A 21,246-nucleotide genomic window follows, 5' to 3' on the forward strand; every position below is an offset into this window, starting at 1 on the left:
TCGGCCTCCTAAGGCCTGCATTGGTGCTCGCCACCGTTCGGCCTCGACGATAGCAAACCTTGCCGGAGACAGGATGGCCTCTCGATTCCTCGCCGTACTTACCTGCTCAACTCTCGCCCTTTCGGTGCTCGCGCCGTCGGTCCGCGCGCAGGACGCCGCTGGAGAGCGCCTGTTTCGCACCCGCTGCGCCTCCTGCCATTCCCTCGAGCCGGGACAGAACCGGATCGGCCCCAGCCTGAACGGCGTCATCGGACGCAAGGCGGGAAGTGTCGAGGGCGCACGCTATTCGGCCGGCCTGCGCGACCTCGGCATCACCTGGGATGCGGCGCAGATCGACACCTTCCTCGCCAATCCGCGGGCCATGGCGAAGGGAAGCACCATGACCATCTCCGTGACCAACGCGGCGGATCGCGCGGCGATCACCGCCTATCTGCAGAGCCAGCCGGCAAGCAACTGACCGGGCAATCCAAGCTGATCCGCCGGCGCCCGGCGCCGTGCGCCCATAAGCCACCCCCGCCCCTATTGTTTCCCGCGGGAAACGACGTTGAAACAAGGAGTTCGATTGTGAAGAGTTTTGCTGCCAGCCTCGCCCTGTCCGCGCTTACTACCACCGCGGTCGCTGCCGAAGAGACGCGCCGCACCCGCGTTGCGCCGGAGGCCGTCTATCAGGTCGCGCCGGGTCTGGGGCAATTCACGGATGGTGTCCTGTTTGGCGAGGTTTGGGCGCGCGATGCCCTCAAGCCGCGTGACCGCAGCCTTGTCACGCTGGCTGCGCTGATCGCGACCGGCAAGACCGCCGAGGTCGGGGTTCATACCGCCCGCGCGCTCGATACGGGGGTAACGCCGGTCGAGATCGGCGAGGTCGTCACTCATCTCGCCTTTTACAGCGGCTGGCCGAATGCGCTCTCGGCGGTCACCGAGGTGCAGCGAGTGTATGTTGATCGCGGCATCGGCCCGGTGAGCCCGAGTGATGCCGCCCGGATCGAACTGGACGCAGCCGCCGAGGCCGCCCGCTCCGCCACCGTCACCACCACGGTTGGGCCGACCGCGCCCGAACTGGCCGATCTGACCAACCGGGTTCTGTTCGGTGATCTCTGGCGGCGTTCGGAACTGACCTCCCGCGACCGCAGCCTCATTACCATCACGGCGCTAATTGCCATCGGCCAACCGGAGCAACTGCCCTTCCATGCCAACCGGGCGATGGACAGCGGGCTGACGCGCGACGAGGTTGCGGAAACGGTCGCGCATCTTGGCTTCTATGCCGGCTGGCCACGCGCCTTTTCCGCCGTTCCGGTGTTGCAGCGTGTTTTCGAAAGCCGGACCGAAACGCCGGCTCAAGCGCCTGCGCCCGGTGTGTCAGCCGCACCCTCTGGGGACCTTAAGATCGTGCGCGCCAAGGATGCGCCATCGGTACCTGGGCCGGAGGACTACTTCACCGGCAGTGTCCGCATCTCCGGCAATTTCAAGGGCGGCGCCCCCGCACGTGTCAGCGGAGCAACGGTGAACTTTGCGCCGGGCGCCCGCACGGCCTGGCACACGCATCCGCTGGGCCAGACCCTGTTCATCATTTCCGGACGCGGCTGGGTGCAGAAGGAAGGCGGACCGGTGGAAGAGGTGGTGCCCGGCGATCTGGTCTGGATTCCGCCCAATGTGCGCCACTGGCACGGGGCTAGCGCCGGGCAGGCCATGTCGCATCTGGCCGTGGCGGAGGAGCTCGACGGCAAGGTCGTCACCTGGATGGAGAAGGTGACGGACGCTCAGTATCGGAGATGAGCGAACTCGGTGGACCGTCCATGAGGGCACTTCAGCGATCGCCCTGACAGTTCCCATGAGCGGACCCGCACGCGCCGGTGGTGGCGCCCCAGAGGCGTGGCCGACGAGACCAAGCTTGCCAACAATGCTGAGCTCGTCGGCCTCGTCGGCAAGCCGAGGGTCCTGTGCTCGGATGCTCGTAGCGGCGCCGTCCGAAGATCATGTGTAGGCCAGGAATCGGCCGGCGAGGATCACGCCCGTCCAAGCGGTCATGGAGACTCCGGCCGCGACACGGGCAGCTATCGGGGTCACGGCCGCGTCCGTCCATCGATCGACATGGCGATAGACGCCGTAGTGAAACACCAGCGCGTTGAGGCCGGCGAGGATCAGCAGGGCGAGTTTCCAAGGCGCCGCCCCGGTATCGGCGACCACAGTCGCTTGTGCGCTGAGCAAGGTGATGCCGGTGATCGCTGCGACGATGAGGCCAACATGGGAAACCGGCAGCAGATAACGCGCCGCCGTTGTGATGGACAGGACGCGATGCCCCACTCCCAGCAGTCGAAAGTCGAACGTGAAGGCGGGTCCGACCAGCAGGGCTATCCCTAGAATATGGACGGATTCAAGGATGGGATAAATATACTCGGCATTGCGCACCAAGTCGCCGAGAGCGGAGGCCTGCAAACGCATCAGCAGCGGGTCGAGCAAGCACGTATACTCCGTTCCATTCCGCCGGGCGCGACGGCGCGGGCTCCAGGAGCCAGCCGTACTCTTGGCGATGATCAGACCAACGTCGTCGAAACGCCGCTCCCCGCAGTCCCACGCTGCGATCTCAAGGACCACACTCCGCCCAACAGGAAAGGCTATTTCGGCAGCGGCGCGCGAACCGGAAGGGCGTCTCCGAGCACCTGATTGACCGGGACGTTGTCGTCCCCGTACCAGAATACGACGGGACGAAACAGGCGGTCGTCGGACCGGTTGATATAGCCGACGGCTTGGAAGCGCTCTCCGATTTTCAGCGCACGGCCCAAACCCCACCTGGCCGACCAGGGTGGAGGCGCGATGATGATGTCCAGTTTCTTGTGCGGGCCCTTGTACGAACCGGCAGCCTCGACCCGGACGCTATCCTCGGGATCCTGCAACTGCTCGGGAATTGTCAGGTCGGGCGTTTCGGCGGGAAGGCTTCTATCGAGGGTGACCTCGAACTGCGAGTGCGGGTTGCCCCAGACACCGTCCGAAGAGACCGTTCCCGCGATGTAGATGAGCTGGTCGGTCTTGAAGCCCGGCCACCCGTGATGCGCGACGGCAGGCGACATCGCAAGGAGAACGCTGCCCAGCGAGACCACTGCGGCAAGGCTGGCAACGATGAGCGTCCGACGTCCGCCCATGGTTTGAGCCGCGCGCGAGATCATACTCGTCATCTCGTGCTTTCCTCCATGACGGATCACAAGATGGTCCTCGTGAGTGCCTGCGTCTCACGGCGGCACCCTGTCTCGTGATCATCGAAACACCCACCGATCACGAGCCTATCTAAGCCGGGCTCCGATGATTAGTGGCAAGTCGTGATTGTCGTTATACGGATACTTCATGAATGCGCCCATTGCTCCGTCGCGGGTGCGGTTAAGGCGCGGAGAGGCTGTGAGCCGTAGCCATCGCAAGATGGAGGGTGATCAGCAGGGGCGGCGACAGGCGGAATTCGAGCTGGGGTCTGAGCCAGTCGTGATCCGCCAAGTCGCACCCTAGAGTGCCGTAGCGAATACGTATTTCTCACTTTTATCCACGTCGTCGCACTTGGCGAAAATCGAACCTACTTTCTGTCTCGAACGCCAACGCACGTCTGCTTTCTGATTCCACTCCCGAAAAGTAGACCGTCCGCTAGCGGCCCCGAAACGGCCATTCGCAGTCGTCGCAGCGAACTTTCTGTTTCTGGCGCATTATGCCGTCAGGCGTCCTGCATTGGAGTGAACAGAGCGCGATTTGCAGCGATCAGACGGGCGATGGCGTCGATTGTCTCGCGCACACCGCTCCTGTTCCGGTCCTCACCGTGAACGACCAGCCATTGCTCGTGGGAGATTTCCTCGATCACCGGCCCCGTCCTGATCAGGCTCTCATGGGCAGCGCCGACGAAGCACGGCAGCACCACCTGCCCGGCGCCGGCCAGCGCCAGATCGAGGAGCGAACGCGGGTTCGACACCTCCATCCGGATGCGGTCGCGTAGATGGCTTCGAACCCAGCGTGCGGATGGGGTGTCGACCGTGCAGGCGATCCAATCGTCACGCACCGGTCCGCTGTTCAGAGCATAGGGTGCGAAGGTCACCGTCACTGTGCGTCGCACCGCCAATCCCGGTTCGGAAGGGCGTTGGTTGCGGATGCCGATGAGCGCTTCACGCCGGCCTATATTGTGCCGCTCCTCCGCTGCGCTGAAGACAAGGATGTTCCTGGCCGCCCCCAGCGCGTCGATGTGCCGGGTCAGGAACCAGGTCATCCAGGTTCCAGCAGAGATGCGGATGGGTAGTCCGGCGTCCCGATCGGAGGCATTCCGCACCATATCGAGAATGCGGTCCTCCACCGCCTCGATCTGCGCGAGACGTTTCTTGCCAGCTTCCGTCAGCGCGTAGCCACTTGGCAGACGGCGAAACAGTTCCTCGCCAAGAGCACGCTCCAGATCGACGATATGGCGCCCCAGTGTCGCAGAGCTCTGCCCGCTAGCCTTCGCCGCCGCCGCAAGCCCGCCGGTCCGTGCGACGGCCAGAAAGATCCGAAGGTCCGACCAGTCGAACGTCGTTTCATCCATGAACGGGGCCTTTCATTCCCGGCGCCTGCACGAGCCGGCGGCGGCGGCGCAATTTCCCGAACGACTCGGAAGGGAGCTTGCGGAAATATGACATCAAGATTGCAAACGGCACCACGCATCGGCATGGGCTGCTGGGCCATCGGAGGCCCGTTCTGGTTCGGCGAGATCGCGGCCGGATATTCCGGCGCGGACGATGTTGAATCCGTGCGGGCCGTCCATGCCGCGTGGGACCACGGGATCCGGGTGTTCGACACCTCCGCCGTCTATGGCGCAGGCCATTCCGAGCGGCTTCTAGGCAAGGCCCTGGCGGGACGGGATGATGCAGTAATCGTCTCCAAATTTGGCCATTCGATCGATGCCACGACAAGGCAGCTGAAGGGCCCCCGCTTCGAACCTGAGTATGTTCGCTGGTCGGTCGAGCACAGCCTGAAACGCCTGGGCCGGGATTATATCGACGTCATGCTGCTGCATCTCAACGACCTCCCGGTCGCGGACGCCGAGCCGGCCTTCGAGACGCTGGAAGCCTTCGTCGCGGTCGGGGCGATCGGCAGCTATGGCTGGAGCACGGATTTTCCTGCAAGCGCCGGGGCCATGGCCCGCCGCCTTGGCTTCTCGACGGTTCAGCATTCCATGAACCTGTTCTTCGATGCACCGTCCATGTGCCGGGTGGCGAGGGAGCACGGCCTGACCCAGCTCATCCGCTCGCCGCTCGGCATGGGCGTGCTGACGGGCAAGTTCGATGATGGGCGCTCCATACCCGGAGGCGACGTCCGCGCCGGCCCACCGGACTGGCAGGGTTATTTCGACGGTGGCCGTCCCCGCGAGGATCTGGCACGGCAGATGGCTGCCGTTCGCGAACTGCTCACGGTCGGAGGCCGAACGCTGACTCAGGGGGCTCTGTGCTGGTTGCTGGCGAAAGGTCCAATGATCTTGCCAATTCCAGGCGCCAAGACCACCGCCCAAGCGATCGAGAACGCCGCCGCCGTGGTTTTTGGCCCACTGCCGGAGAGCGTGATGGAGGAAATCGAGACGGTTCTCCAGCGCCCACCCGAGGGCCTGCCACGCGCCCGTTGATCATGAGCAGCGTCAGTCGAAGCGGACGCGCCATCGCCCCGCAACGGGCGTTCGAGCGTCCGCACCTCACTCCTGCGCTGGGTATCGGAAGCACTGCTTCAAGCAGTTAAAGTGGCTGCCCTTTGCGGCTGCAGCTGGCATCAAACGCGTAACATCCCTGCGGATGCGCCGGAGTTCTGGCCACGGGAAATGCCGCCCCTCAGCGCCATCCGCTCCGACGGCGATCAGCACGTCGAGCTTCGCGGAGAGGCCGCGCAGAGACGTGGCGTCCGCTGCAAAGAGCTTCGCGATCAGACGCTCTTCATCGTTGGACGCTGCGGCCTCTTCCTGCCGGGTGACGGAGTAGCCGATGGCGAGATCCGCGTCGTCCCAACGCTGCTGATGTGCGCGCAGCACTGCGGCGACTTCGGCGCGCCGCGTGCAAAGCGACGGCACATCGCCAGCAAGCTCATCGAACTGCCGCAAGGAGTTGATGCGCACCGGTGATGGCAGTTCGGCTGCAGCCAGAACCGCCTGCGGAAAGCCGATCGTCCGCGCGAGTTCGGACTCCAGACGTTGCTGTTTGCGACACAGTGCAAGCGTTCGCCGATGCGCGGCGCGCCACGCATTCCACGCAATGACTGCGGCGTCCGTCGTGCCGCGATCCTGCGGCGCAGCTGCAGCGGAATTGTTGAAGGAGGTGCCGCCGATCGTCATCAGGGCGGCAGAGAGAACGTCCCTCCGGGATGGTCGGGACAGACTCGTGCTAATCTCAGAATCAGCCATGATCCGAGCTCCACTCAGCTTGGGTGTGGTCAGGCCGGGCGCGTGGTGCAAACACGCGTTCGGCCGTCATGAGTCACCAAAGGTACACTTCTGTAGGTCGATGAACAATAAAAATCACCATATTATGGTGACTTCGTGACCCCGGCGCAGTGCAGGATGGCGCGCGCGGCGTTGACGTGGGGAGTGCTCGATCTCGCTCGCGAGGCTTCTATTTCCACGCAGACGATCGTGCGTTTCGAACGCGGTGAACAGCTTCGTTCTTCGACAGTCGCAGCGATGCGGGACGCTCTAGAAGCCGCCGGCATCGAGTTCATTCCGGAGAACGGCGGCGGAGTCGGTGTGCGCTTCCGCAAACCATCAGCATCCGAATAAGGCCGCGTTGGTTGCAGCTAGTTCGGTGAGAAACTGCGGGATCATCGCAGCTCGACGGCAGTTTCGTTGCATGGTTTCTGCACGGCATCGGGCACTGATCGGCATCTTCAGTGCAGGTTCGACGGAAGCGCGACTGCAGTCTAATCGACCTTTGACCGCGAACTCGCGGCATCAATAGTTACCCCTACCATGCCGGCTGTAGCAGCTGGGGCCGCGTTGGCGCGTCATAGGTTAGCTCGGGCCACTGCCAACGATGCTCGGTTGCTTCTTCGTAGTATATGTGGCGTGAACATTTATTTCAGGTGCGACTGTAGCAACACCGAAGGAATTGAGGGCAAGATAAAGCGATCTCCCGATCGCAATGTCTGGCGACATTATCTGGCTGTCTGCACATTGGTTTTAGCAGGTTGAGCTACGGTGCCGAGCGTGAATCGCAGGGTGCTGGCGAGCCGGTCGATTGATCTAAGGTTATGATCCGAATTGGGGTTTATGGACGTAGGCCACAATGTGCGCTCCGCCCTCTGCCCGCTGTGACAGGTCTTTGCACGCTACTCCGCGAAGCCGCCTTTTCTACGCTTGATACTATGAGACGATGCCCCTCATCGTGCCGGCATGGCACAGGACGGCAGTGACAAATTCCGGGTACGGCCGGGTCGGATTCGTCAGCGTGGCACGCGACAGAGCGGCCTTGCGACGCTGCCGTTCCGGCGCCAGGTCGAGATCGCCGTGCGCGAGGCCGGCGGATGGTCAGGCCGGAAAGGAAGCGGGCGTTACAACGCCCGCGGTCGCGGCGTCCGGGCGGCGGGCGCGCTTTCCGGTGTTGACCGCGGCTGGAAGGTCGATGCCGGTGGACGCTTCCGCTCTCGCCGCGTGGTGGTGAAGGCGCGGGTGGTGAAGCTCGGCGCCGTGCGGGGGCGCGGAGGTCGCAAGACAGTCGGCCCTTCCGCTAAGGCGGTCGATGCGCATCTGCGCTATCTCCAGCGCGACGGCGTCACGCCCGACAGGCAGAAGGGACGCTGCTACTCGGCGGTCGAGGATGAGGCCGATGGCAAGGCGTTCCTGGAGCGCGGCCGCGAGGACCGCCACCAGTTCCGCTTCATCGTCGCGCCGGAAGATGGGCTGGAGCTCGGCGACCTCAAAGGCTTCACCCGCGAGCTCATGGGGCAGATGGAGAATGATCTCGGTACCAAGCTCGACTGGATCGCGGTCGATCATCACAACACTGGCCATCCCCACACCCATGTGCTGGTGCGCGGCGTCACCGATGAGGGACGCACCCTCACCATAGCGGGCGACTACATCGCCCATGGGATACGCCACAGAGCTAGCGACATCATCACCCGTGAGCTCGGCCCGCAGAGCGAGGTGGAGTTGCAGCAGAAACTCGCCTCCGAGGTCGAGGCCGAGCGGCTCACCCGGCTGGATCGTCTCTTGATCCAGGAGCAGGAACGCGAGGGCTCTGTCGATCTGTTCATCAGCGGCAACCGGCTGATCCGGGAGAACCAGAATCTCCTCCTCGGCCGGTTGCGCAAGCTGGAGGGCTATGGCCTCGCCAACGAGGACTTCCCCAGCGAGTGGATGGTCGCGTCACGCACGGAAGCGACCCTCAACGAGATGGAAGCCCGCAATGACGTCATCCGCTCCATGCGCCAGGCCGTCGAAGACAATGGCCTCGGGGAAGAGCGCGGCACCAGCCAATTTGTCCGCCATGGGCAGGAGCCCGAGCAGACGCTCGCCGGCCGGGTGCTGGGCAAGGGACTTGCCGGCGACGGTTTGAGCGAGACCACCTATCTCGTGGTCGATGGGATCGACGCCCGCGTCCACCATGTCGAGTTCGCGGACGCGGTTAAGCTCGAGGGCGTCCAGCGCGGTATGATCGTCGAGGTCACGCCGCCGATCACCCAGCCGCGCATGGTCGATCTCAATATTCAGCAGAATGCCGACCCGGATGGTGTCTACAGCCCGAGTACGCACCTCGCCCGCATTCGCGACCGCTTCGCCGAACAGGGCAAGGACCCGGAGGCCTATATCCGCTCGCATGTCCGGCGATTGGAAGCCCTCCGACGCGCCGGTCATGTCGAGCGGGTTCATGCGGAACATTGGAACATCCCTAAGGATCTCCCCGAGCGAGGCCTTGCCTATGACCGCTCGCTTGGCGGCAAAGGCCCCAACATTCGGATCGCGTCAGAGTTCTCGCTCGACCGGCAGATCGGCGCGGAGGGCGCCACCTGGCTCGACCGGGAGCTCGTCGCGCCGACATCGCGTTCACCCGACGGGTTCGGCAGAGACGTTGCCCTTGCCCTCGATCAACGGCGGAGCAAACTCGTCGACATGGGCCTCGCCACGCGGCAACCTAGCGGGGGAATTGAGGCACCCGACCTGCTCAACCGTCTGGGGCGCCGTGAGGTTGAGCGTGTCGCTGCCGACATCGCGAAATCTACGGGTTTGGCCTACCGGCCCTCCACCCGCGGCGAGTATGTGTCCGGCACCGTCACCCGCCAGCTTCAGCTCGTCTCCGGCCGCTTCGCCATGCTGGAGCACGGGCTCGGCTTCCAACTCGTGCCTTGGCAGCCAATGCTCGACAAGCAGGTCGGCCGGCAACTTTCCGGTGTCATGCGCGGAGATGGCGGGATCGAGTGGGAGGTCGGCCGGCAGAGGGGGCTGGGGTTGTGAACACCGGGCTCCAAGCTGTTGTCGCTCTCGGGTCGAATCGTGCCGACCGGCGTCATCCCGCCTACAACGGCAGTTGAAGAAAGGATCTTCCGCGAGAAGCAGGGTGCCGGTCAGCCGCGGCTGCCTCAAGGCTGGCGCTATGCGCCACCGCTCACGCGGCTGCGGCCTTGACCCAGCGGCGGTAGACCGGAGCGGGCTGATCGTCGCGAATGGAGAGTTGTGAGCAGCCTCTCAGTTCCGATCATGTTTTAAACGCTGAGGATACGACAGGAGGACATGTTCGCAGCGGCTATCACGAATGACCGATTTGGGGCCCGTAAGTCGGATGGCAGCTTTTGAAGGAAGAGGCGGAAAAGCGCCCGTTGCGGCCGAGGTCAGACCGGCCGGCTCAGGGTCCAAGAGTGACTTTTCGGAACACGATTCCCACCCTGAAGCTACGATCCTCAGTCAGAAAGCGGTGGCTCTGCATCAGCTCGTACCGCGACATGAACGGCAGCTTCTCCAGCGAGAAATCGTCTTCATCGTGGAGCACGCAGAACACGACCGAGTAGTCCTTTTCGTTTAGATCCGCCTTCTTTTTCGGGATCAACGCAAGGAAACCCGGCTTGTCTTTCGCAACATTCACGGGATCGTCATCGGCATCGATCCACGCCGTCATTCCGTTACGGCAGGCGGTATCTGTCGAAAAGGCGTGGGCGTAGAACCTGCCTTGCGTGAACAGGTGGCTAATCGATGCCGCGCCGGAGGAGTAGCGTTTGACGTGAATGATGGAGCGATCGGCATGCAGCAGGTCGCACACTTCGTATCGACGCTGCCCCGCGATCTCGAGCTTGGCCTTGTCGAGGAGATAGAGGTCCGCACAACCTTCCGCCGCACGACGGTTGAAAACCTCCTCGCGGTTCTCCTTCCGATCGGCCTTGTAGATGTTGATGCCGTGAGGGAGGTAGGCGGGATCAAGCAGGAGATCATGGTCGTGGAGATACTGTTCGACCGACGCCTTCAGCTCCTCGGACACCTCACGCCACTGCCCCGACGAAAGAACAAATGTCCGCCCGTTCCATTCGACCTCAGCCACCAGGCATCAATAGGCATCCCAGCGCACGAAGGTTCGATCGAGCTCCGGATTGTACTCGAATATCTTCCACCCCTTGACACGGGTCTCGTCGAGATCCTTCAGCCGGCGGCGCTTGACTGCGATCAGGTCGGCGATGCGCAGATCGTCGAACGTCTCGATCTCTTCGTCACCATCCTTCTCGACGTAGGCGAACGAGCTGTCGTCGGCGGCGAGAAAGTCCGGCGGCGCGAGGTGAATGGCATTGAAATTCTTCGCTTCAATGGCTGCGCAGAGCAAGCGGTTCAGCTCCGCTATGACGACCGGGTCGCTCTCGTGCCGGAGGATGTCGTACACTTTTAGGTCGGTCTTAGTGTAGTCGTCTGAGACATATCGCTCTTCAAGCTTCCGGCAGAGCTGCGCCAGATAAGTCCAGGTTACTTCCTGATCTTTCGGGAACTTGATCAGGATGCTGTCCTTGCCGCGGAAGGATTCGACCAGTTCCTTGTATTCCGTCTTCACATGGCCAGAGATCGTGCGGAGGAATTCGGACTCGGTGTTGATACCGAACACGCCGAGGCTTGTCCCCGTGCTGGCCTGCCGCTCGGTCTGTCGGCTGATTGCCTCGTGCGCGGCTGTCTGGATCCGCCGGAGCTTCTCGGCGTCGCAGATGTTCATCCCGACCTTAATGCCGAAGTCGTAGACGATCTGGTCCTTATCCAGGTAGGTGTCGCCATGCTGGCCAAAAGCAGCCGCGTAGAACACATCGTCCGCGCCGTCCTTGCCGATGACCCGCAGTGCCATGAGGGCACGCGGATATTTGTTGAACGCCTCGTAGGTGTATTTCTTCTCTGCGAAGCCGGAGTTGAGGAAGCGGAGCCAGGGGATCTGCTCGTCGGTCTTCTGACCGCCGCCCGCGGGATCGTATTTGATGCACCCCTCGAACTCCTCGTTCGGATCGATGTGGGTGTAGGTCGCTAGATCGCCCTTTAGGAATTCCTCGAAATTCTTACCGTCCTTGATCCTAAAAAGTGTGATGCGCTTCATGTCCGACATAGTGTCCGCCCCCGCGTGACAAGTGCCTTTAAATCAAATCATATCGAACCTTAAGTTCAAACTCTACTCCACAGGATCGGGGCAACTGCCCACGGCGAAATGATTCATCCTCTTGCGTCGACATAGAGTTTCAATTTAAGATTTTTGTTCAATCTTGGGAATGTAGGTCACATGTCCGTTCTGGATATTCCTCTCCGAAAAGCACTGCAGTTGTTCTATGCGCCATCACCGTTACGGCGGTCAATTTTGAAAGAGGATATTCGTCTTGACCGCAAGAAGGACGCCGGCGGCAACCGGAGCCAAGGCGGAGATTTCTATGTACCCTTTTGGGCAGATGTGAAGAAGCATATATCGGGCAATGGTGATCTAGCACGATTGACTAATGACCGTATAGAATCGAATAGAAGCTTCAAACGACTCTACCCGCTACTGAAAGACGGCATTCTCGAACTGCTCAGTTCAAAATTGCGTTGGTCAAACGAGCCGATTGAGATCATCCCCAAGAGCGTGCACGGCGACCTGCGAATTGAAGATATTGGCGGGACAATCCGAATACGAGACGCTCTACACGCGCGAGTCAGGGGCGAATACACCCGTGTTGTGTATCCTTACTTTAGCGAGGAGCCTGCCCTCTCCGAGGAAGGTGGACGATTAGGCCTGTGGGCGATGCAAAATGCGCTTACAAAGCTTGATGCGGGTGACATGCGCATCATCGACCCACTTCGCAAGACCTTCTTTTCACCGCAGACCACTCCATTGCGGGGCGATGAGGAGACGGTTTTTCGTGAAAGGTACCGATCACTGATCGGCGAATGGGAGCACTTGAAACGCGAGTGAGATAGGTGTGGCGTACCTATACATGTAGAGCCTTCTATTATTCTTCAGCACGTCGCAAACGTCCGCTTTTCGGACGTGTCACGGTCGGCCGAATTGTCCGAAAAGGGCGGCGCAGGCCACCGTTCGCAAAGGCGTGCCGAGATGCCTTGCAAGAAAGTACCGCGTGTTACAGGTCATAGATCGGCTGTTGGGCATCGGTCGCCGTCGCGTCAGTCTTAGGAATGACCAGACGCTCACATTCGCCCACTCGATACCCCGCATGTCGATTTGTACCGGGCCGCTTGCCCGACAACCTCTACACCTACTCGGAGACGCGGCCGCCCCGCCGCAGGACGCGGTCGTCCCCAGATCCCACCCCCATGACCGTCACCGACGACTGGCCAGAATACATTCCGGTGACAGAGGCAGAGATCGCTGTCTTCGAGGCGTGGTTCGGGGATATTCTGGAGGAGCTGATCCAAGGGGAATGACTGCCTGACGCGAAAGGCTCTGCCATGACCGCTCCGCTGCGTGCCGCTTTGTATCTGCGCGTCTCTACAGCCCGGCAAGCCGAGCACGATGTCTCGATCCCCGACCAGCGCCGGCAGGGCGAGGCCTATTGCCAGGCGCGCGGCTACCAGCTGGTCGAGACCTATGTCGAACCGGGGGCCTCAGCGACCAATGACCGCCGGCCCGAATTCCAGCGGATGATCGAAGCGGGCACGCTGAAGCCGGCGCCATTCGATGTCGTGGTGGTCCACAGTTTCTCGCGCTTCTTCCGCGATCACTTTGAACTGGAGTTCTATGTCAGGAAGCTCGCCCGCAACGGCGTACGGCTGGTGTCGATCACCCAGGAGATGGGCGACGACCCGATGCACGTCATGATGCGGCAGATCATGGCGCTGTTCGACGAGTACCAGTCGAAGGAGAACGCCAAGCACGTCCTTCGCGCACAGAAGGAGAATGCCCGGCAGGGCTTCTGGAACGGCGCCCGCCCGCCGATCGGCTATCGCGTGGTCGAGGCCGAGCAACGCGGCGCCAAGGTGAAAAAGAAGCTGGAGATCGATCCGCTGCACGCCGACACGGTGCGGCTGATCTTCGACCTCGCTCTCAATGGCGATGGCCGCTCCGGCCCGATGGGTGTTAAGGTGATCGTCAGTCATCTCAACCGCAACCGGATCTACACCCGCGAGGGCGGGCGCTGGGGCATCGGCCAGCTTCACCGGGTGCTGACCCGCCGCACCTATGTCGGCGAGCACCAGTTCAACAGCCGCTCCAAGAGCAAGCAGAAGAAGCCGGAGAGCGAGGTGGTGGTGGTCGCCGTGCCACCGCTCATCGATGCCAAGGTCTTTGACACGGTGCAGGAGCAGCTTCACGCGCGCAATCCCAAAATCGTCCCGCCGCGTGTGGTGAGCGGTCCGACACTCCTCACCGGCATCTGCTATTGCGCCCAGTGCGGCGGGGCCATGACCATCCGCACCGGCAAGAGCGGGCGCTACCGCTACTATGCCTGCTCCATCAAGGCGCGGCAGGGCGACACCGGCTGTGCCGGCCGCGCCATACCGATGGAGACGCTGGACACGCTTGTGGCCAGCCACATCGAGCAGCGTCTTCTCCAGCCCGAGCGGCTGCAGGAAATCCTCGCCTCCATGCTCAATCACCGCCAGGAGCGGCTTGAGCGCCGCCGCGAGCACATTGCCGAACTCAGCAAGCGTGCCAGCGAGGCCGACCAGCGGCTGCGCCGGCTCTATGACGCCATCGAATCAGGCGTCGCCGACATCACCGATCCGGCGCTGAAGGAGCGCATCGACGGACTGAAGGCGATCCGTGACCAGGCGCAGGCCGATGTCGCCCGCGCGCAAACGTCTCTCGCCACCTCAGGCGAAGATGCCGTCACACCCGCCATGGTCGCGCGTTTCGCCGAGACGGCGCGCGGACGCATGCGCATCGAAGGCGGCGGCTACCGGCGCGATCATTTGCGCGCCTTGGCTCAGCGCGTGGAAGTCGGAGCCAAGGAAGTCCGCATCATCGGTTCGAAAGGGGACCTGCTGCGAACGCTGGCTGCAGTTTCGGGAGGGAAATCGGCGGCGCTCGGCGTGCCCAGTTTGGGACTGAAATGGCGGAGAGGGTGGGATTCGAACCCACGGTACGCTTGCACGCACAACGGTTTTCGAGACCGTCCCGATCGACCACTCCGGCACCTCTCCGCGCGCGAGGCGGGCCTGGCGGCCGCGCCTTGGAGCCGGGGCTCAATAACCGAGGCGGCGATGGTGCACAAGGGGCACGCGGCTTTGATGTGACAAATCCACTTGTCAGTTTCATGCGCCACGCGTCAGCCTCTTCCACCGCGCGCCGCTGGTCCGGGCGCGCGGTGTCCTGATGTGCCGCATCTGTCTACACGGCGCAGTGGCGCGGTGAGCTGTCCGTGGAGGGCAGACTCAGCGCCGGGAGCTGGAGGTCAGAAGCCAGCCGATCGCCGCGCCGGTCAGTCCGGCGGCAACCACAAGGGCGAGCGGGTGCACCGACGCCTGGCGCGACAGCGCCTGCATGGAGCGGCCGTACAGGGCCTGCCCTGATTCCAGCGTGTCGTCGGCAAAGGCCATGGCGCGTTCGCGGGCTTCGCCGAAAACATGGCTGCCGGCGTCGAGGGCCTCCTCATAGGCGCCTTCGGCCCGCAGGGCGGCATCGTGGCCGGCCCGGCCGGCGACGCTGCGCAGTCGTCCGCCGACCTGACGGGCGGTGCCGGTGATACGATTGGTGCTCATGATAACCTCTCGACTGGGTTGGCGTTGCATATGTTCGCGCCGCTGCCTGGCGTCGCGCTCACCCTCTAACGCCGGGGTAGCGGGAAAGGTTCACGCCCCGTGCGCCGAGCGGCGGCTGGCGGGCGCCGACGAAGCTGCCCGGGCGCCGCGATGGGCGCCGTTTTCCTTGACAGGACTGGGTTCGCCGTTTAAGGAGCGCCCTCGCGTGATGGGTGCCTGCGCCCACTATGCGTCTCAACTATCAACCGACCGAAAGAAGCCGGTCCCAGGCTGCAAGGCGGGAGATCGGGCTCGAACGAAAGGACAAAACATGTTCGCGGTCATTAAGACAGGTGGCAAGCAGTATCGCGTTGCCGCTGACGAACTGCTCACCGTCGGCAAGATCGATGCCGAAGCTGGCGCTTCCGTGACCCTGCCGGTGCTGATGCTCGGCGGCGAAAGCCCGAAGGTCGGCGCTCCGCTGGTCGACGGCGCGGCGGTCACCGTCGAGGTCGTCAAGCATACTCGTGGCGCCAAGGTCATTGCGTTCAAGAAGCGCCGCCGGCAGAATTCGCGCCGGAAGATCGGGCACCGCCAGGACTTCACCGTGGTCCGCGTGACCTCCATCACCGGCGCCTGAGACCGCCAAGCTGTAAGGAATAGGAGAGCACCATGGCTCACAAAAAGGCAGGCGGTTCCTCCCGCAACGGTCGCGATTCGGCTGGTCGTCGTCTCGGCGTGAAGAAGTTCGGCAGCGAGAAGGTCGTGGCCGGCAACATTATTATTCGTCAGCGCGGGACCAAGTGGCATCCCGGCGTGAATGTGGGCATGGGCAAAGACCATACCCTTTTTGCCCTTTGCGAGGGCCGAGTCGAATTCCGCGCCAAAGCCAATGACCGAACCTACGTAAGCGTTGTACCGGCCGCCGAGGCCGCCGAATAAAGACGGTGAGGTTCCTTGAAATCCCACCGGTCTCGCCCGACCAGTAGGATTTCCGGAACGTCCATGGGGACACCCCGGGTACCCGACAGGGGAGGCGAGGAAACCGCCTCCCTTTTGTCGTTCTTGCCCCCCAGGAGCCCCCCATGACCATCGTTGAAGCGACCCCCGGGTCAAGCCTTGCCGAGAGCAGTACCGCCGTCCTCGAAACCGGCCGCCTGATCCTGCGCGTGCCCCGGATCGAGGACATGGCCTGGATCGCGGAGCTCGCCGACAATCGCAAGGTCGCGGAGATGACCGCGAACATTCCCCACCCCTATGGGATGGCGGATGCCGCAGCCTTCATCGCCAATCTTCCGGGAGGGCGCGAGGCGGTGACCTTCGCGGTGTTCCTCAAGAATGAGGCGGCGCTGCGGGGCGCGGAGGCGTCCACCTTCGGCCCACCGATCCCGGTGGGGATGTGCGGCTTCAACCGCCGCGAGGACGACGTGCCCGAGATCGGCTACTGGCTCGGCGAACCCTATTGGGATCGCGGGCTCGCCACCGAGGCGACGCGGGCGCTGATCGACCATGCCTTCGGCGACAGCGACCTCGACGCGCTGGTCGGTTCGGCACGCGTGGTCAATCCGGCCTCGCGCCGGGTGCTGGAGAAGTGCGGCTTCCAGTGGACCGGGGTCGGGCTGACGCGGGTGCGCGCGCTCGGCGCTTCGGTGCCGGTGGACCGCTTTCGTCTCGAACGCCGGCTGTGGAGCTCGCTGCGCGCCTGGGGCGCCAGCGCGCATCCGATCCGGCGCGATATCGATACCCGGCACTGAGCCGGCGATTTTGTTAAGATGGCGGGCTCCCGCGCGTGTGGGGGCCCCGGATTTGTTGAGCACAGCGCGATGAAGTTTCTCGACCAGGCCAAGATCTATGTCCGCTCCGGCGATGGCGGGGCGGGCTGTCTCTCGTTCCGGCGCGAGAAATTCATCGAGTTCGGCGGGCCGGACGGCGGCGATGGCGGGCGCGGGGGCGACGTCTGGCTGGAATGCGTCGACGGGCTCAACACGCTGATCGACTACCGCTACCAGCAGCACTTCAAGGCCAAGAAGGGCGGTTACGGCATGGGGGCCAACCGTTCCGGGGCGAAGGGCGACGACGTGGTGCTGCGCGTGCCCGCCGGCACCGAGGTGCTGGACGAGGAGGGCGACACCGTGCTCGCCGACCTCACCGATGTCGGACAGCGTGTGCGTCTGCTCAAGGGCGGCAATGGCGGCTTCGGCAACGCGCACTTCAAGACCTCGACCAACCAGGCCCCGCGCCGCGCCAATCCGGGCCTGGAGGGTGAGGAGCGCTGGATCCGCCTGCGGCTGAAGCTGATCGCCGATGCCGGGCTGGTGGGCCTGCCCAATGCCGGCAAGTCGACCTTCCTGGCCGCGACCACGGCGGCCAAGCCCAAGGTGGCGGACTATCCCTTCACCACGCTGCATCCCGGGCTCGGGGTCGTGGCGGTGGACGGGCGCGAATTCGTGCTGGCGGACATTCCCGGCCTGATCGAGGGCGCGCATGAGGGCGTGGGCCTTGGCGACCGCTTCCTCGCCCATGTCGAGCGCTGCCGCGTGCTGCTGCATCTGGTGGATGGCACCTGCGAGCATGCCGGCAAGGTCTACAAGACCGTGCGCGCCGAGCTGGAAGCCTATGGCCACGGGCTGGAGGACAAGCCGGAGATCGTGGCGCTGACCAAGGTCGACGCGCTCGATGCCGAAACGCTGAAGGCGCAGCTCGCCCGCCTGCAGCGCGCGGCGAAGAAGAAGCCGCTCGCGCTTTCCGCCCATGCCGGGCAGGGCGTGCGCGAGGCGCTGCGGGCGCTGGCCTATGTGATCAATGAAGGCCGGGTGCAGGAACAGGCACGGGAAGTCGCCGAACCCTGGCGCCCGTGACCCGCATGCCCGTGATCCGCCCGCCCGTGCCCCACGGCGCGTACTCTCCGCACCGATACACACGCTCCCTCGCCTGACACCGCGCCATAGAGACTGGCGCGGGGAGGGCAGGGCCCCTTGTGAGGCCTCCCGCGCCGCTGGGCTCGCTGAAGCGCGACACATGAAGCTGCAGCGCAAGACACATGAAGCTGCACCAATGACGCGGGATCAAGAGAGCCCTCTCAGAGGCACGTGAGAGGGATCTTAACAGCGTGCCGGCGATGGTAGTCCCAACTCACGGCCGGACCACGGCTTGCTTGCTACCCTAGACCAAGAGGTCCTGCGCGATCATCTGATCGAGGCCGTAGCGAATGGAGGCCGCCATGCGCGGCGCGTACACCTGCTGATGGCCCCACTCGTTGGGATGGGTGGGGTCCGGCGAGTATGGCGCCGGGCGGCCGATAGCGAGGTCGGCATTGCCGAGACCATTGGGCGCATAAACCGCGCCGCCCCCAATAATCCAGGCCGTATGCGGGTAGTTCGGGCCGGCCTGCGTGTAGCCGACCGTGTCGGTGTACCATACGTTCTTGCGGCCCGCGCAGGCGGCGCGCTGGCCGGCGCGATACTGGCTTGATGCGTCGTAGGTCGATGGAAAGCTGTTTGAAAATTTGCTGTAGACGAAAAATAGGCAGTGCGGCAGCGCCGCCTGGGCGAGGTCGAGATAGTCCGACACCTGCTGCTCGGCCGACATGACGGACTCGCTGTCGTTGGTTCCGAGAGTCAGGAGGGCGAAGTGCGGATTGACGGACGTCAGGTCGCCGAGACGCTGGAAGGCGTTGTAGCGCGTGCCCACGGCATCCGCGAGATAACCGGTCGCGCCGCTGCCAGACGCCCGCAGATCGCGCGTGCCCAAATGGTATGGCAGGCTCGCGCCGAAGCCGTAGCCCCAGAGATCCGTAGGAAGACCATTCGCGCCGCCCTCCGTGAAGCTGTCACCTATGATGACGCCGCGAAGATCGTCGTATGGCTTCGGCGCCGGCCACACCCGATCCAGAGGCGACGCGCACCGGACGCCACGAAAATAAAAATTTCCAGCGGCATAAATCTCGTAGAGCCGCGGCTTTCTGGTTCCGTTCTCAATACGGATATGCCACGGCGCACCTGCGCCCTCGTTGATGGCCAGACCTCCCTCGTGCGCAAATTCATCCTTGATGAGGATGCGCACACCGCCCGTCGGTGATCGGAATGCTAGCGCAAGATCGGGAGCATCGGAATTGAACGCTACCATCGGGGCTGAACCGCCTGTCGTCGAGGTGGCACTGTACGTGACCACAGCGCCGGGTCCCATGTAACGGGTTCCGCCGACGTTATATTCGTCCCATGCCCCCCGCAGAAAAGTGAAGCACTTATCTCGCACGTCAGGGGCATGGAAAAACGTATCGCCGCTACCGTAGGGATTGGTGGCGCCGGGCACCGTGATCGTCGGCGGGGACGCGGTAAGAACCGGCACCTTGGCGGCGGACATGGCGCTGCGCAGCCGCAGCGCGGTCCACAAGGCCGAGCCCGGAAGAACGCGGAGCATGCCGGGTCTGGTGAGGCCACCCGCCAGCTCGATATCGATCTCGTTCATTGGCGCACCCACCGGCTGACCGTCGCGAAATTTCCGGCGGCGTCGCGGGTGATTGTCTGAACCCACGTTGTCGATCCATCGGAGATGGTCGTCGTCAGCAGATTATAGGCCGGGTCGCGGGTGACTGCCGTCACTGCGTAGCTGTCTGGATAGATCATCACCCCGGTGTCATCGAGCACACCAATGCGTGCCGCGCCAGCCGTGTCTGAAACGCGCATCAGAACCTCCAGAATCCATCAAGGAAAACGATTTCAAGCCGCGCATCCGCGACATCGACGATGAGCGTCGATCCGTCGAGAAAACTCTCATCGACCGCATCCAGCGTGAGAGCGGATGCGGCGGCATTGCCGTCGACCATCACCCCCACCGTGTCGCCCTCGCCCGGCGCCGCCGGCATGGACCATGTCAGTGGCCCGGCCGAAAGATCAGCAAGGATGCGGGAGCCCGCGACCAGCTCATGTCCATCTGCCGCGATGCGGGTGAAGCGGGTCGCCGCGATGGCCTGATCGCGCGCCGCAATCGCGGCGTCCTGTGCGGTTGTGGCCAATTCCGCAGCATTCACGGCAGTCTGTGCCGCCGGCACCGCGAGTGCGGCTGCCTCTACCGCCGCTGCGCGGTCCCCGGCAACGCCCGATCCGTCGAGCATGAGCACCCAGTCGGCCGAGCCGAACGAGGGTTCTTCGCTGGTCTGTTGCCGCGCGTACCAGAGCGAATTCGCGGCGCTGACGGCGTCGCGCTCCTGATAGGTGCCAGCCAGCCAGTCTTCGCGATAAATGAGGCCGGGCGGCCCCTGTATCGCGAATAGCGGTCCGCTAACCGGGACATAGGCGAGCATCTGTCCAGCGCCCGCGATTTTGACGCGGCCGGCGGCCAGCTTGAACCGGCCTCCACCGCGCAGGTCGAAGAAGTCGACGGCCGTGCCCGCGACGATGGCCGCAGCGGTCGCATCATCAAGCGTCAGGGCCACCGTATGAGGCGGCTCGATTGCCACCGGCCCGCCAATGCCGGAGAGCGTCACCGGCTCGCCGGCGAGAGGCGTCAGCACGATCTCGACACCGTCGCTGCCGCCGGCATCCCACTCAGGGAAAGTCCAGCGGACGGTCCGGCCATGCTCGCCCCGCGTAATCGGCAGTTCGATCGCCATCGTCAGCTCCCGCCCGGCCAGGCGAACCCGTCGATGTCTTCAACCGATGTGATGGTTTCGGCGGCGATGCTGGCCAGCACATCGGCTTCGGCGGCGAAACTGGCTTGCACATGGGCACCAACGGCATTCGCAACCGCCGTGACCGCCGCCGCGTCGAGATCGACGAATCCGCTGTCCGCCTTGAACTTGATCACTGCCGCAGGATTGGCCTGCGCGAAGTTGTAGGCGCCGGCGATCATTGCTTGGCTGGCGCGGTCGGTTGCGATCACGTTACCAGCAACCGTGATGCCGCCGGTCTCCACGGTATAGCGTTTGGCGGCGGCGTAGGCGGACAGGTCGACCGCTGGCGGAACGATCTCAGGCGGCGGCGCGAAAGTTACGCCGTCGAACGTCCATCCGGGCCGCACCTCTAGTGGGCACGGAACAAACTGCGCAGCGATCTCGGGCTCATACAACTCAGCCGGCGTGAGATCGCCGACATCGGGTGTGACATCGATCACGTCAGGCCCGACAATGTGCGCAAAGGTGCTCATGACGTATC

At 63.7% G+C, this 21,246-nt stretch carries 19 protein-coding genes, 1 tRNA gene and 2 pseudogenes; 11 read left to right on the top strand and 11 right to left on the bottom strand.

Going from position 1 to position 21,246, the window contains the following annotated elements:
* Nucleotides 1-73 precede the first annotated feature (73 nt).
* Both G3A50_RS14140 and G3A50_RS14145 read left to right on the top strand, forming a co-directional pair.
* The gene (locus G3A50_RS14140) at nucleotides 74-457 is read left to right on the top strand and encodes a c-type cytochrome (RefSeq protein WP_163075865.1); all 384 of its coding nucleotides are present in this window, start codon (nucleotides 74-76) and stop codon (nucleotides 455-457) included.
* Between the two features lie 107 nt (nucleotides 458-564).
* A complete protein-coding gene (locus G3A50_RS14145; RefSeq protein ID WP_163075866.1) occupies nucleotides 565-1,773 on the top strand; it encodes a (R)-mandelonitrile lyase in 1,209 nt (402 codons plus the stop codon).
* A 198-nt stretch (nucleotides 1,774-1,971) separates the two neighbouring features.
* On the opposite strand, the gene G3A50_RS14150 is transcribed toward G3A50_RS14145, so the two are convergent.
* The 3 genes from G3A50_RS14150 to G3A50_RS14160 all read right to left on the bottom strand — a co-directional run bounded on the left by G3A50_RS14150 (nucleotide 1,972) and on the right by G3A50_RS14160 (nucleotide 4,543).
* A complete protein-coding gene (locus G3A50_RS14150) occupies nucleotides 1,972-2,457 on the bottom strand; it encodes a hypothetical protein (RefSeq protein WP_246251719.1) in 486 nt (161 codons plus the stop codon).
* A gap of 155 nt (nucleotides 2,458-2,612) precedes the next feature.
* Entirely contained in the window at nucleotides 2,613-3,161 is a 549-nt protein-coding gene (locus G3A50_RS14155) for a hypothetical protein (protein ID WP_246251721.1), read from the bottom strand.
* A 530-nt stretch (nucleotides 3,162-3,691) separates the two neighbouring features.
* Entirely contained in the window at nucleotides 3,692-4,543 is an 852-nt protein-coding gene (locus tag G3A50_RS14160) for a LysR family transcriptional regulator (RefSeq protein WP_163075867.1), read from the bottom strand.
* 87 nt (nucleotides 4,544-4,630) lie between these two features.
* Between G3A50_RS14160 and G3A50_RS14165 the strand changes: the two genes are divergently transcribed.
* Nucleotides 4,631-5,617 carry an aldo/keto reductase gene (locus tag G3A50_RS14165; protein WP_425483411.1) on the top strand — a complete coding sequence of 329 codons (987 nt, stop codon included), beginning with the start codon at nucleotides 4,631-4,633 and terminating at the stop codon, nucleotides 5,615-5,617.
* A gap of 66 nt (nucleotides 5,618-5,683) precedes the next feature.
* Here G3A50_RS14165 and G3A50_RS14170 read toward each other — a convergent pair whose 3' ends face one another.
* The gene (locus G3A50_RS14170) at nucleotides 5,684-6,382 is read right to left on the bottom strand and encodes a hypothetical protein (protein ID WP_246251722.1); all 699 of its coding nucleotides are present in this window, start codon (nucleotides 6,380-6,382) and stop codon (nucleotides 5,684-5,686) included.
* 156 nt (nucleotides 6,383-6,538) lie between these two features.
* Between G3A50_RS14170 and G3A50_RS14175 the strand changes: the two genes are divergently transcribed.
* Entirely contained in the window at nucleotides 6,539-6,754 is a 216-nt protein-coding gene (locus tag G3A50_RS14175; RefSeq protein WP_163075868.1) for a transcriptional regulator, read from the top strand.
* Nucleotides 6,755-7,366: 612 nt separating this feature from the next.
* On the top strand, nucleotides 7,367-9,427 hold the full coding sequence (locus G3A50_RS14180; protein ID WP_163075869.1) for a DUF3363 domain-containing protein: 2,061 nt from the start codon (nucleotides 7,367-7,369) through the stop codon (nucleotides 9,425-9,427).
* 388 nt (nucleotides 9,428-9,815) lie between these two features.
* On the opposite strand, the pseudogene G3A50_RS22680 reads toward G3A50_RS14180, so the two are convergent.
* A pseudogene (locus tag G3A50_RS22680) lies at nucleotides 9,816-11,534 on the bottom strand (DUF6119 family protein).
* 171 nt (nucleotides 11,535-11,705) lie between these two features.
* Between G3A50_RS22680 and G3A50_RS14195 the strand changes: the two are divergent.
* Both G3A50_RS14195 and G3A50_RS14200 read left to right on the top strand, forming a co-directional pair.
* Entirely contained in the window at nucleotides 11,706-12,371 is a 666-nt protein-coding gene (locus tag G3A50_RS14195; RefSeq protein WP_163075872.1) for a hypothetical protein, read from the top strand.
* Nucleotides 12,372-12,865: 494 nt separating this feature from the next.
* Nucleotides 12,866-14,497: pseudogene (locus G3A50_RS14200) on the top strand (recombinase family protein); the annotation flags it as partial.
* On the opposite strand, the gene G3A50_RS14205 reads toward G3A50_RS14200, so the two are convergent.
* Nucleotides 14,468-14,557: transfer RNA gene (locus G3A50_RS14205), tRNA-Ser, on the bottom strand. The pseudogene G3A50_RS14200 and the gene G3A50_RS14205 overlap by 30 nt on opposite strands.
* Before the next feature lie 231 nt (nucleotides 14,558-14,788).
* Nucleotides 14,789-15,115, bottom strand: coding sequence for a hypothetical protein (locus G3A50_RS14210; RefSeq protein ID WP_163075873.1), 327 nt, complete (start codon nucleotides 15,113-15,115; stop codon nucleotides 14,789-14,791).
* 310 nt (nucleotides 15,116-15,425) lie between these two features.
* Between G3A50_RS14210 and rplU the strand changes: the two genes are divergently transcribed.
* From rplU to obgE, 4 genes are all read left to right on the top strand, one after another.
* Nucleotides 15,426-15,734, top strand: coding sequence for a 50S ribosomal protein L21 (rplU, locus tag G3A50_RS14215; protein ID WP_163075874.1), 309 nt, complete (start codon nucleotides 15,426-15,428; stop codon nucleotides 15,732-15,734).
* Between the two features lie 32 nt (nucleotides 15,735-15,766).
* A complete protein-coding gene (rpmA, locus tag G3A50_RS14220) occupies nucleotides 15,767-16,036 on the top strand; it encodes a 50S ribosomal protein L27 (protein WP_163075875.1) in 270 nt (89 codons plus the stop codon).
* Between the two features lie 143 nt (nucleotides 16,037-16,179).
* A complete protein-coding gene (locus G3A50_RS14225; protein ID WP_163075876.1) occupies nucleotides 16,180-16,848 on the top strand; it encodes a GNAT family N-acetyltransferase in 669 nt (222 codons plus the stop codon).
* Nucleotides 16,849-16,917: 69 nt separating this feature from the next.
* On the top strand, nucleotides 16,918-17,952 hold the full coding sequence (gene obgE, locus G3A50_RS14230; protein ID WP_163075877.1) for a GTPase ObgE: 1,035 nt from the start codon (nucleotides 16,918-16,920) through the stop codon (nucleotides 17,950-17,952).
* A gap of 304 nt (nucleotides 17,953-18,256) precedes the next feature.
* Here the strand turns inward: obgE and G3A50_RS14235 are convergent, their stop codons facing one another.
* From G3A50_RS14235 to G3A50_RS14250, 4 genes are read right to left on the bottom strand one after another with little or no spacing between them, the layout of a single operon-like run.
* Nucleotides 18,257-19,561 (bottom strand): SGNH/GDSL hydrolase family protein, encoded by a 1,305-nt coding sequence (locus tag G3A50_RS14235; RefSeq protein ID WP_163075878.1) that lies wholly within the window; start codon nucleotides 19,559-19,561, stop codon nucleotides 18,257-18,259.
* On the bottom strand, nucleotides 19,558-19,779 hold the full coding sequence (locus G3A50_RS14240) for a hypothetical protein (RefSeq protein ID WP_163075879.1): 222 nt from the start codon (nucleotides 19,777-19,779) through the stop codon (nucleotides 19,558-19,560). The genes G3A50_RS14235 and G3A50_RS14240 overlap by 4 nt, the downstream gene beginning before the upstream one ends.
* Nucleotides 19,779-20,705 (bottom strand): hypothetical protein, encoded by a 927-nt coding sequence (locus G3A50_RS14245; RefSeq protein WP_163075880.1) that lies wholly within the window; start codon nucleotides 20,703-20,705, stop codon nucleotides 19,779-19,781. The genes G3A50_RS14240 and G3A50_RS14245 overlap by 1 nt, the downstream gene beginning before the upstream one ends.
* Nucleotides 20,706-20,707: 2 nt before the next feature.
* A complete protein-coding gene (locus tag G3A50_RS14250) occupies nucleotides 20,708-21,238 on the bottom strand; it encodes a DUF4376 domain-containing protein (protein WP_163075881.1) in 531 nt (176 codons plus the stop codon).
* Nucleotides 21,239-21,246 lie beyond the last annotated feature (8 nt).

The organism is Ancylobacter pratisalsi (genome assembly GCF_010669125.1).
Taxonomy (GTDB): domain Bacteria; phylum Pseudomonadota; class Alphaproteobacteria; order Rhizobiales; family Xanthobacteraceae; genus Ancylobacter; species Ancylobacter pratisalsi.